The following is an 11,911-nucleotide window of genomic DNA, read 5'->3' as shown; positions in this document are numbered from 1 at the left end:
CAGAAACCATTTTCCGAGCCAATACATGGATATTAAGCAACTGATCTACCTGTGTAATCTTGAGCGGGAACGCCACTTCGGCCGCGCCGCAGAGGCCAGCTTTGTCAGCCAGCCGACCTTATCCATGCGGCTGAAAAATCTGGAAAAAGAGCTGGGTGTCTCGTTGATCAACCGTGGCAACAACTTTGAGGGCTTCACCGCCGAAGGTGAGCGGGTCTTGGCTTGGGCGCGGGAAATTGTTTCCGTTTATCAGGGGCTGAAGCTGGAAGTAGAGTCGCTGAAACACGGGTTGAACGGCACGTTGCGCATCGGCACCGTGCCGCAGTGCAGCATTTCGCTAGCGCAGATGTTAAAGGCGGTCAGCGAGCGTTACCCGCAGTTGGACTATCGCGTAGCGGTATTGAGCGCCGATCAACTGTTGGAAGCGCTGACTGCGCACACGGTGGATATCGGCATCGGTTTCTTTGAGCTACCAACGCTCAAGGAACTGCATTTCCAGTCCCAATCTTTGGCCGACAGCGGCATTGACCTGGTGTTTCATCCGCAGCATTTCCCCGAGCTGGTGGGGGAAAGTCCACTAACGCTGGCAACCGTGGCCGAGCTGCCATTATGTCTGGCTGAACCGACGCGTTACTTCCGTCGTTACCTGGATCAGCAGTTTCGTGATGAGGGCTTAACGTTGCATACCCGGATGGAAACCACCTCGATCTTCCAACTGCTACAGGGGATTTTTGTCGGTTTGGGATGCGGGTTATTCCCCAGCGGAAATTTGCAGATGGAAATGGTGCCGCAGCTGCAACGGCGCAGCGTTGCCATTGCGCCGATGTCACGTCATGCCGCCTTGGTGATCGCCGAGCCAGCAAGGGCCACGCCGCTGGCACAGCACTTTTTTGATGCGGCTCAGGCGTGGTTATTGCGCTAGCTCGACTTCTACTGCATCGCCAAGACTGTAACGCAGCCGGTTTTCCCAGGCGTACAGCGCGCCGGTTAAAATTACGTCCAATGCCTGCGACCGATCCAATCCGCTGTTAAGCAACGGCTGCACGTTTTGTGCCGTGAATTTCTCAGGTGTTCGCGTCAGATCGGCTGTCACGCCGATCACGGCAGCGGTCACCGGATCGTCGGCCACCTCAAGCGCGTTATCAATCCCAGCCACTAATGCCAGTGCCAACTCCCGATCGGCAATGTTATGGGCTAGCGTGCCGGCACAGTAATGGCTGCCATTAATGCGTGATGTCACCAGAGCAACCAAAGCCTTCAGGCGTGCAGATAGTCCGTTAACTGGGTGATTAATACTGTTAAATACCGCATTGCGCTCATGTAGGGCAGGCGCGTCGTGAGCCAACAGCAGGTAATAAGACTCGCTGCGGGCGTCCGGGTGGCTTTGGTCCAGAATGTCGAGCTGCCGAGCCTGGGCCTGCTCGACAACGATCTCCGGCAGGCGAGCTTGCCATGACCGTTCCGTACAGGAAAATCCTGCCGGAGCGGCATCTTCGATTTGGGGAAAACCGGGTAACACCACGGCGGGTCTGCCTGCAAGTGCTGCAATACCGGCGACCACCCGTGCTTGATAGCTAATGAAACCGATGATTTGCGAAAAGGTCACAGTATCTTGCGTGCTCAGGCCAACTTCGCCGAGCTGTTGTATAGCCTTGGAGCAAATCAGGGTCGGCTGGCTGGCGAGTTGGCGGGCGTATTGGGTGATTTGTGCCAGGCGGACATTGCTTTCCCGCGTAGCATCCGGGCTGTCCAGAGGGGCGAGGCGAGCGGCGTAATGGCTACAAAGCGATTGTACGCCGGTGACCTGCGCCACCGTCAGGGCCGTCGACAGACGATCGTAAGGTGACAATGTCACTTCTCGCGAAGCGATAACTTGCTCGGGGAACAGCACTGAATAGCAGGCCGAAGACGCAGTAAAAACGTCAATGCGATGGCTGAGGGCGGCGTTCAATCCCTCGTCGGTAAACGTACCCAGGCCTAACAAAAAACGCTCCCGCAAGCTTGCGGCGGCAGGCTCGAGTGGCGAACTGTCGCCTGAACTACGCTGGGTTTCGTGGTACCACTGGAAAGGGGTTAGGCGATGGTCCATCGGATAAAATCCTTCTTCAATACAACAAGCCACCGCTGCGGTTGGCAACGGTGGCAGGGTAAAAAACCACGGAGCAGGCGTCAGTCATGGCTGCATAGACCATGACCATAAATAGCGAAGCCGGCGGCGAAGATGAGCATCAGTTGTGAGAGGCGTTGGTGGCGAGCATTGTTCATCAGCGCGATATCCTGTTGTTTGCATGGCTCAACGTAGCGGATATCCTCACCGATTCGTTTGGCGAGATAAAATAATGTTAAGTGCTAATTAATAACGTAAAGGAATAAAATAGTTAGCGGTCGGATCGATGAGTAGCAAGATGGCATCCCCAAGGCTCCAACTACCGCAGCATACAACATGGCTGGTAATTGAACGTTTACTGAGATGATGTAACCTTGCTCAAGATTTGCACCATGGCACGGCATAACTACGCCGTGCCATGGTTGTAATGGCGCTAGATTAGCGCCAGTTATGGGTAATTATCACGGATTTTGGCAACTAATTGCGGCACAGTAAGATATCGAGTGTTAGCGGAATTAAAACCTGCCGCCGTCACGTCGCCAGGCATCGGCAGTGAGCGCTTCGCCAAAGTGGCTGGCAATCAGCCGCTTGGTGAGGTCGTGCAGCGGTGCGGCCAGCACTTCGGCGGTGCTGCCACGCTCCACGATTTCCCCTTCATGCATCACCATCACCTGGTCGCTGATATGCTTCATCATCCCCAGATGCTGCGTCACATAAATATAGGCGATACCGTGCTTTTCCTGGAGCTCCAGCATCAGGTTGATGATCTGCGAACGCATCGACATATCCAGCGAAGCCAGCGCCTCGTCGGCAACAATCACCTTGGGTTGCAGGATCAACGCCCGCGCCAGCGCCACGCGCTGTTTCTGCCCGGAGGCGAGCATGTGCGGATAATAATAAGCATGGTCCGGCAGCATCCCCACCTGGCGCAGGGTCTGGTTGATGCGCACCTCGCGCTCTGCGGCTTCCAGGTCGGTGTTCAAACGTAGCGGTGCATCAAGCAACTGACCGATGCGCTGGCGTGGGTTGAGCGAAGTGCTCGGATCCTGGAAAATCATACGAATGCGCTGGCTGCGGTAGCGATAATCGCCATAGGCCAGCGCATGGTCGTCGATCAGCACTTCACCCGAAGAGGGTTCCACCATGCCGGAAAGCATCTTCGCCAAGGTCGATTTACCCGAGCCGTTCTCACCGATGATCGCCAGCGTCTGGCCTTCACGCAGGGTAAAACTGACTGACTTGACCGCTTCCACATGCTGGCGGCGGAACAGCCCGGTGCGATAGCGGTAGGTTTTGGTCAGGTTGCGCACTTCCAACAGCGTTTCCATGTTATTGCTCCTCCATGTTCAGCGGGAAGTGGCAGGCGAACAGGTGATTCTTCACCGGGCGCAGGCGAGGGGTTTCAATACATTGCTTTTGCGCATACGGGCAGCGTGGCCCCAGGCGGCAACCGATCGGCAGATGCTCCAATGAGGGGATCGCTCCCGGCAGCGTATTCAGGCGGCTCTTATGCGGCAGTGAACGGCCAAAGTCCGGCATGGCGCGGATCAGCGCCTGGGTATAAGGATGGTGAGGGGCGGCAAGCAGATCTTCACATTGCGCACTCTCCACCGTCTGACCGCAGTACAGCACGTTAACCCTGTCGGCCCATTTGCTCATCATCTGCAAATCGTGGCTGATCAGCAGGATGGTGGTGTTATTGTTTTGGTTCAGACGCGCCAGCAGGCGGAAGATCTGCGCCTGCGTGGTGGGTTCCATGGCGTTGGTTGGCTCATCGGCAATCAGCAATCTTGGCTGATTGGCCAACGCAATGGCGATCATCACTTTCTGGCATTCCCCTTCGGTGAGTTCGTAAGGGAAGCTGCCCATGATATCGAGGTGATCCTTGATACCGACGCGGTGCAACAGCTCGATCGCCCGCCGTTTGCGCCAGTTAAAGCGCTGCCACCAACGGCCCTTGTAAGTCCAGCCGGGAATGGCCTGGGCCAACTGGCGGCCAATACTTTCGGAAGGGTCAAGACAGGATTGCGGCTCCTGGAAGATCATCGAAACGTTGTGGCCCACCAGTTTACGCCGTTCGCGCGGGCTGAGCTGCAACAGGTCGATGTCGTCAAAGCGGAAGCGGTCGGCGGTAACACGCCAGTTATCTTTGGTCACGCCGCAGATGGCTTTGGCTATCAGGCTTTTTCCTGAGCCGGATTCGCCTACCAGGCCGCGCACTTCACCTTCGGTCAGCGTCATGCTGACGCGATCGACGGCCTTCACCGGCCCTTCGGCGGTCATAAATTCAATCGTCAGATTGCGGATATCGAGTAACGGCATTATTCCACTCCCGCATTGATCGCGCGGCGTATTCCGTCGCCCAACAGGTTAACCAGCAATACGCTGATCAGAATAGCGGCACCGGGCAGCATCACGGTCCAAGGTGCCACATAGACCAATTCCAACGAGTCGCCTAACATGGCTCCCCATTCCGGGGAAGGCAACTGCGCCCCCAGATCGAGGAAGCCCAACGCCGCGATATCGAGAATGGCCATCGACAACGCGCGGGTGAATTCGGTGATCAGTACGGCGGCAATGTTTGGCACCACGGCGTACCACAGGATCTGCATCGTCGAAGCGCCATCCAGACGGGCTGCGACCACGTACTCTTTTTCCAGCTCATCGTGCACTGCGCTGTAGATGGTACGCACCATCCGTGGCAACAGCGCCAGCCAGACGGCAAGCATGGCGTGCTCCAGCTTCGGCCCGAGGAAGGCCACCACGATAATCGCCAGCAGCAGTGAAGGGATGGAGAGCAGGGTATCGAGAATATGGTTGAGCATCGCAGACAGCAGGCCACGGGTGACCCCCGCAAACACGCCCAAGATCACGCCACAGACGGCGGCGGCAATGGTCACAATCAGTGCCGAACCATAGGTGGCGGCGGCGCCGGTCAGCAAGCGGCTGAGGATATCGCGGCCCAGATCGTCGGTGCCCAGGAAGAACGACACATTACCGTAGCGTGACCAGGACGGCGGTAGCAACTGATATCCCAGGAACTGCTGATCGAGGGCATAAGGTGCCAGCAGGCTGCCGAACAGGGAGAGAAACAGCAGGCCGAGCACCCCATAAAAACCAATCATCGCCAAAGTATCGCCGTAGAAAATCCGCCAGGTATAGAGCAGCGGGCTAGGCATTTTCTTTTCGCGGTATACGTTATCGAAGGGCATACCATTCCTTATGTTTCAGCGGGTTGGTTGCCGCGCCCAGAATGTCGGCCAGCACGTTAATGGTGATCACCAGCGTGCCGATCACCATCACGCCTGCGGAGATGGCCGCGTAGTCCTGTTGGCGGATGGCGTTAATCAGCCAGCGCCCCAGCCCTGGCCAACTGAACACCACCTCGGTGATCATGGCCAGCGTGAGCATGGTCGAAAATTGCAGACCGAGTTTTGGGATGATCGGCGGTAACGCGTTGTGCAACACGTGACGGCGGATAATGGTAAAGCGCGACAGGCCACGGGTTGCGGCAGCCTTGATGTAGTTTTGGCTGAGGACATCGTCGGTGCTGATGCGCATCAAGCGGATCACCTCGGTGATTGGGGCCACCGCCAGAGCGGCAATCGGCAGCACCATATGGCGCAGTGCACTGGCAATCATCTCATTGCGATAAGGCGAGTCAGACAGCCAGGCGTCAACCAGCGCCAGACCGGTGACCTGCTTGACCTGATACAGCAGATCGAAACGGCCCGACACCGGCAGCCAGCCAAGATGCAGTGAAAAATAGAGCATCAGTAGCAGTGCCAGCCAGAACACCGGAATGGAAAAGCCCAGCAGGGCAAAGGTACTGATGGCGGTATCTTGCCATTTGCCGCGCATCACACCGGCAATAATGCCCAGCGGAATGCCGATAAACAGGGCCAGCGTAAAGGCTAAAATGCACAGTTCCATAGTGGCCGGGAACACTTCGCGCAGCTGTTCGCTGATCGCCTGGCCATTGATGCTGGAAACGCCAAAGTCCCAGTGCAGCAGGCTAACGAAATAGAACTGGTAAGCATCCAGCAAGGCGGCACCGTTTAGCGGCGCGCGCGGGGTAAAGTAGCTCAGGCTGAAGCTGACCAGCGTCAGGAAGAACAGCGTGATCAGCAGCAGCAGGATGCGGCGTAAGGTAAAGATAATCACTTTTTCGCGGCCTCCGCCGGTTCACGGTATACCCCGGCAAATGATGAGTTGCCGAACGGGCTCAACACCAGTCCTTTAATATCATAACGGTAGGCCTGCAAACGCAAAGAGGAGGCCAGCGGCAATACCGGCAACTGCTGTTCGAGGATCTTCTGCGCCTGCTGATAATGCTCGATACGCTGTGATAACTGCTGTGACAACAGGGCATCCTGCAACTGTTCATCAAAAGCGGGATCACACCAGTGAGCATAGTTGGTTTGCGAACGGATTGCCGCACAGCTCAGCAGCGGACGGAAGAAGCTGTCCGGATCGTTACTGTCGGTTGACCAGCCGGTGAGCGTCAGATCGTGGTTCATTTCCATCAGCCGGGCTTCCTGGAAGCGGCCTTCTACCGGCACGATGGTGACATTAATGCCGACCTGAGCCAAATCCGCCTGTAGCAGTTCCGCCGTTTTCAACGGGCTGGGGTTATAGGATTGCGATGCGGTTGGCACCCAGAGCTTCAGATCCAATGGCCCCACACCGGCTTCACGCAGCATTTCTCGTGCCTTGGCCGGATCGTATTCGGTGACGTGGGCATCATTATCATAGGCCCAGGAGGCGCGTGGCAGGATCGAGGCGGCGGTCTCTGCCGTGCCGTAATAGATCGATTGCATCAGGCGCTGGTTATTAATGGCCAACGCAATGGCCTGGCGCACCTTCAGGTCATCCAGCGGCGGCTTGCGGGTGTTGAAGGCCAGATAGGCGATATTCATCCCAGGGCGCAGCGTCAGGCGTAAACGCGGATCGTCGCGCAGGATCGAAAGCTGGCTGGCGGCGGGGTAGGCCAGCACATCGCACTCGCCGGTCAGCAATTTAGACAGGCGGCCCGTACCCCCGGCCCCCATGTCGATCACCACCTGCGGCATGCGCGGTTTCCCTTTCCAGTAAACGTCATTACGTGCCAGACGAATATATTGCCCGGAACGGTATTCGTTCAACAAGAATGGGCCGGTGCCGACCGGTTCACGATCGATCATTTCCTGGGTGCCATCCAGCGTCAGGTTGTCGGCATATTCTGCCGATAGCACCGGTGCATAATGGGTCGCCAGATGCCACAGGAAGGACGCATCCGGCGCCTGCAAGCGGAACTCGACGGTGTATGGGTCCAGCTTTTTCACGCTTTGCACAGAGTCGGCAAACTGCAAACTGTCGAAGTACGGGTATTCACCGCCGTTGACATTGTGGAACGGATGCTTCTGATCAAACACCCGCTGAAAACTGAATACCACATCGTCGGCGTTCATTTTGCGGGTGGGCTGGAACCAGGCGGTGGTCTGGAAAGGCACATCCCGGCGCAGGTGGAAGCGGTAGGTAGCGCCGTTGTCCAGCACTTCCCAACTTTCCGCCAGCTCTGGGATCAGGCGGTAAGTGTAAGGGTCGACGTCCAGCAGCCGATCGTAAAGCTGGGCGGCCAGAGTATCGACCGTCAGACCGCTGCTGGCCATCTGCGGATTGAAAGTGTTCAGAATGCCGCTGACGCAATAGACAAAGCCGCTCTGGCGGATGTCTGCTGGCGGTGGTGCTGCGCTGGGCACAGCCGGTGTCGCGGCCAGGGCAGACGTTGCCAGGCAGCCGAGCGACATTATCCAAAGAGGTAAACCACGCATAGACGCTTCATGGGTTATTAAGCAATAACGTTAGTGTATCGCACTCTGACCAACAGCCCAATTCCTTGAGCAAAATGGCTGAAATTTCGGCGGTTTGGTTAAGCTTGCCGCTGTTTTCTGGCGTGTCGGCCTCCGTCCGAAATCCGTGCTGGTGGATAATGACCCAAGCTTAGTGTGGTAATGAGAAAAATTCTCAACAAAGTGCTTTACAGATGATACTGAGAACTATTATCATCATTTGGCAGTTCACGGAAGGCCACACCTTGTGGCCCTTTGTGGAAGGCACGACATTGCTCACATTGCTTCCAGTGTTTACTTAGCCAGCTCGGGTGCTGGCTTTTTTTTTGCCTCTATTTCAGGTGAACGGCAAAACCGGCGCGGCCAGGGGCAATGTCTTCTCGCAGCGTTAACTGTGGGATCGCATAATCGCCAAAGTTTTGCTTACGGAATGGCAAAGGCTCGGTGCTTGCCAGCGTATCCAGTCGTTCCCCCAGTGCCGCACAAAGCTCAGGAAATTTCGCCTCGTCGAAGCGATCGGTACGGTACGCCACAAACGGTGGCAGCACGTCAAAGCCGGGGTAATACAGAATGCCATGGTGAATCGGGAACAGAATATCCGCTATCGGGCCGTTGATACCGCGTGGGCTGTAATGAGACTCCCAACCGCCCGCAGTGACCAGCAGCATAGCCCGTTTCCCTGCCAGCGTACCTTCGCCATAACGATCTCCCCAATGCGTATCGGAATGCTCGCCAACGCCGTACGCGAAGCCATAGGCATACACGCGTTCTACCCAACCCTTGAGGATGGCTGGCATGGAGAACCACCACAGCGGAAACTGGAGGATCACGGTATCCGCCCAGAGTAACTTCTCCTGTTCTAGCGCAATATCTGCGCTTTGCGTTCCTTGCTCCAGAGCGATCCGGGAATCCATCGCCGGATTAAACCGGGCAGCGCTATCCCGATCCGTACGGTCTTCACCATCCAAAGAAGCTTTCCATTTCATGGCGTACAGATCGGAAACCTGTATCTGATGCCCAGCGTCCTGCAGATGTTTGACCGCAAAGTTTTTTAGTGAGCCATTAAGCGATTGAGCTTCCGGGTGAGCGTAGACCAGCAGAATATTCATCATTAAGTTCCATTGCTGTAAAGAGAGCAACAGAGTAGGTTAGCGCCAGGTATAGTTAAAATTGATTTAGATGATGACAGGTATTTGCATGAGTAATTTCGGCAGACTGGATCTCAATCTATTGGTGACGTTGGATGTGTTGCTGATGGAATTGAATGTTACGCGCGCGGCGCAGCGGTTGTCGCTGTCGCAACCTTCGGTAAGTGCTCATCTGGCCAAACTGAGAGCGTTTTTCGACGATCCGCTGCTGCTACCTGGCCCAAGAGGAATGCGGCCAACGGCCAGAGCGGAGGCATTACGTGAACCTTTGCGGCAAGCGTTGGAAGTGCTCGAACACACCGTTTCACCCATCAGTCCTTTTGAGGCGGCCAGCGCGAATATCACCTGGCGCGTTGCCGCATCCGATTATGGCGAATCCACGGTGCTGTTACCCACATTGGCACGGCTTCGTCAGGCTGCCCCCAACAGCCGATTGGCGGTGTTGGAACTGGCACCGACCAGGATTGCCCGGCAGGCGGAGTTGGGGGAGATCGATCTGGCCTTTCACACTCCGGACAGTGCACCGGCGGGGATGCGTCAACGCGTGTTATTCAAGGAGAAGTATGTGTTGGTGGGCCGCTTCGGTCATCCTGCGTTGATGGCTCGCCCCACGCTGGCGCAATTTAGCCAACTGGAGCACGTAGTGGTTTCGCCAAACGGCGGGGGATTTAGCGGCATCACCGATCACACGCTGGATCAGGTTGGGCTTTCGCGCCGGGTGGTGCTTTCCGTCCCGCATTTTCTGTTTGTGAAATCGGTGATCGCCAAGACGGATCTGGTGGCGATGCTGCCCGAACGCCTGGTACGCGACAGCCCTGAAGTACAGATTGCCGAGCCACCAGTGGAGATCCCAGGCTATGAGCTGGCAATGCTATGGGATGAGCGTTCGCATCGCGATCCCGCCCATCAATGGTTACGCGAATTGATCGCCCAGTCGGTTTAACTTCCCTCAGGGTCGCTACCTTGCAGCAGCGCATGCTTTTTCAACATGCCGCGGAGCTGATGATAGGTCAGCCCCAGTAAATCGGCGGCTTTGCGCTGATTGAAACGGCCCTGTTTCAATGCCATTTCCAGCAGGGTTTTCTCTTGTTGATGCTGCCAGCTTTTAAAATCCAGCGGCAATGCAGGTAACTCACTGGTCGGCGCGGTTGCCTCATCATCAAGCGGCGCTGAACGCTTGGCAAAGGGGTTAATGATGATCTCATCCAGTTCATCCTGGCCTGAACCATGGCGGTAAACGGAGCGCTCAACCACGTTTTTCAGCTCACGCACGTTACCCGGCCAGGAGTAGCCGAGCAGCGTCGCCCGCGCATGTTCACTAAAGCCGGGGAACAACGGCAGTGACAGCTCGCGGCACATCTGAATGGCGAAATGCTCGGCCAACAGCATGATGTCTTGCTGGCGTTGGCGCAGCGGCGGCAGTTGCACCACGTCGAACGCCAGGCGGTCCAGCAGATCGGCACGGAATTTACCGGCGGCGGCCAGCGCGGGCAAATCGTCATTGGTGGCGCACACTAGCCGAACATCCACCCGCAGCGGTTGGCTGCCACCCACGCGCTCCAGATGGCCGTATTCAATCACCCGCAACAGCTTTTCTTGCACCAGCATTGGCGCGGTTGCCAATTCATCCAGAAACAGGGTGCCGCCATCGGCACGTTCAAAGCGGCCAAGATGGCGTTTTTGTGCGCCGGTAAACGCGCCAGCCTCATGGCCAAACAGCTCCGAATCCAGCAGGTTTTCATTCAGCGCCGCACAGTTGAGGGAGATAAACGGTCCTTGCCAACGGTTGGACAGATAGTGCAATCGGTGGGCGATCAGCTCCTTACCGGTGCCGCGCTCACCGATCACCAGCACCGGTTTGTTGAGCTTGGCCAACTGTGAAACTTGCTCCAGCACCTCCACAAAGGCGTTGGCCTCGCCCAACAGGTTCTCTAACGGTTCGCTCATGATGAAATTCGCCAATGTTTGGTGAAAACACTCACTCTACAGCAAGCGTGGCGAGAGTCAAAAACAAATAATCTTTGTATTTCAATGAAATAAAAGTTGGCACGCTTCTTGATTAACTCTTAGGGCAAGTTGTATAACTTAACTCGGCGCTTCAGACGCCTTCAGAACCAAGAGGAAGTAAATTATGGGTATCTTTTCTCGTTTTGCCGACATCGTGAACGCCAACATCAATACTCTGCTCGATAAAGCAGAAGACCCGCAAAAGCTGGTGCGTTTGATGATCCAGGAAATGGAAGACACGCTGGTTGAAGTGCGCTCCACCTCAGCGCGTGCCCTGGCGGAGAAAAAACAGCTGCTGCGCCGCATTGAGCAGGGTGAAAACCAGATCAATGACTGGCAGGACAAAGCCGAACTGGCGCTGCGTAAAGATAAAGAAGATCTGGCCCGTGCGGCGCTGATCGAAAAACAGAAAGTGGCCGATCTGCTTGCTACACTGAGCCAGGAAGTGGCTACCGTAGAAGAGACGCTGGCCCGCATGAAGAGTGAAATTGGCGAGCTGGAAAACAAGCTGACCGAAACGCGTGCGCGTCAGCAGGCATTAACGCTGCGCCATCAGGCGGCTTCTTCTTCACGGGATGTACGTCGCCAACTGGACAGCGGTAAACTGGATGAGGCGATGGCGCGTTTTGAACAGTTTGAGCGCCGTATCGACCATATGGAAGCCGAAGCGGAAAGCGTCAGCATTGGCAAAAAGAAAAGCCTGCATCAGGAGTTTGCCGAACTGCAGGCGGACGATGCTATCAGTGAGCAACTGGCGGCAATGAAAGCCAAGATGAACCGCCCGGAATAATGCTTAAGCGGCCACCCAGCGTGGCCGC

11 protein-coding genes are annotated in these 11,911 nt (G+C 56.3%); 3 read left to right on the top strand and 8 right to left on the bottom strand.

Features of this window, described 5'->3' with window-relative positions; translation table 11 throughout:
* Window positions 1–25: 25 nt before the first annotated feature.
* Window positions 26–922, top strand: a complete 897-nt coding sequence (locus tag KGP21_RS15445; protein WP_021806554.1) for a LysR family transcriptional regulator — start codon at window positions 26–28, stop codon at window positions 920–922.
* On the opposite strand, the gene KGP21_RS15440 is transcribed toward KGP21_RS15445, so the two are convergent.
* The 7 genes from KGP21_RS15440 to KGP21_RS15410 form a co-directional block, all read right to left on the bottom strand.
* Window positions 911–2,089: a hypothetical protein gene (locus tag KGP21_RS15440; protein ID WP_021806553.1), complete on the bottom strand. Its 1,179-nt coding sequence runs from the start codon at window positions 2,087–2,089 to the stop codon at window positions 911–913. The two genes, KGP21_RS15445 and KGP21_RS15440, sit on opposite strands and share 12 nt — an antisense overlap.
* Window positions 2,090–2,622: 533 nt before the next feature.
* Window positions 2,623–3,435, bottom strand: a complete 813-nt coding sequence (sapF, locus tag KGP21_RS15435) for a putrescine export ABC transporter ATP-binding protein SapF (RefSeq protein WP_021182072.1) — start codon at window positions 3,433–3,435, stop codon at window positions 2,623–2,625.
* A gap of 1 nt (window position 3,436) precedes the next feature.
* Window positions 3,437–4,429, bottom strand: a complete 993-nt coding sequence (gene sapD / locus KGP21_RS15430; RefSeq protein ID WP_021806551.1) for a putrescine export ABC transporter ATP-binding protein SapD — start codon at window positions 4,427–4,429, stop codon at window positions 3,437–3,439.
* Entirely contained in the window at window positions 4,429–5,319 is an 891-nt protein-coding gene (sapC, locus tag KGP21_RS15425) for a putrescine export ABC transporter permease SapC (RefSeq protein ID WP_021182070.1), read from the bottom strand. Before sapC ends, sapD begins: the two co-directional genes overlap by 1 nt.
* The gene (gene sapB, locus KGP21_RS15420; protein ID WP_021806550.1) at window positions 5,306–6,271 is read right to left on the bottom strand and encodes a putrescine export ABC transporter permease SapB; all 966 of its coding nucleotides are present in this window, start codon (window positions 6,269–6,271) and stop codon (window positions 5,306–5,308) included. Before sapB ends, sapC begins: the two co-directional genes overlap by 14 nt.
* On the bottom strand, window positions 6,268–7,920 hold the full coding sequence (gene sapA / locus KGP21_RS15415) for an ABC transporter substrate-binding protein SapA (RefSeq protein WP_094981316.1): 1,653 nt from the start codon (window positions 7,918–7,920) through the stop codon (window positions 6,268–6,270). The genes sapB and sapA overlap by 4 nt, the downstream gene beginning before the upstream one ends.
* A gap of 350 nt (window positions 7,921–8,270) precedes the next feature.
* Window positions 8,271–9,047 (bottom strand): NAD(P)H-dependent oxidoreductase, encoded by a 777-nt coding sequence (locus KGP21_RS15410; RefSeq protein WP_223538529.1) that lies wholly within the window; start codon window positions 9,045–9,047, stop codon window positions 8,271–8,273.
* An 88-nt stretch (window positions 9,048–9,135) separates the two neighbouring features.
* On the opposite strand from KGP21_RS15410, the gene KGP21_RS15405 reads away from it, so the two are divergent.
* Complete coding sequence (locus KGP21_RS15405) at window positions 9,136–10,029, top strand: LysR family transcriptional regulator (protein ID WP_179247536.1); 894 nt, start codon at window positions 9,136–9,138, stop codon at window positions 10,027–10,029.
* Here KGP21_RS15405 and pspF read toward each other — a convergent pair.
* Window positions 10,026–11,033 (bottom strand): phage shock protein operon transcriptional activator, encoded by a 1,008-nt coding sequence (gene pspF / locus KGP21_RS15400; protein WP_179247535.1) that lies wholly within the window; start codon window positions 11,031–11,033, stop codon window positions 10,026–10,028. The genes KGP21_RS15405 and pspF overlap by 4 nt on opposite strands.
* Before the next feature lie 184 nt (window positions 11,034–11,217).
* Between pspF and pspA the strand changes: the two genes are divergently transcribed.
* Entirely contained in the window at window positions 11,218–11,883 is a 666-nt protein-coding gene (gene pspA / locus KGP21_RS15395; RefSeq protein WP_021182065.1) for a phage shock protein PspA, read from the top strand.
* Window positions 11,884–11,911: the final 28 nt, after the last annotated feature.

This window comes from Serratia sp. JSRIV004 (genome assembly GCF_019968705.1).
GTDB lineage: Bacteria > Pseudomonadota > Gammaproteobacteria > Enterobacterales > Enterobacteriaceae > Chania > Chania fonticola_B.
This window is presented reverse-complemented; position numbering and strand designations above follow the sequence as displayed.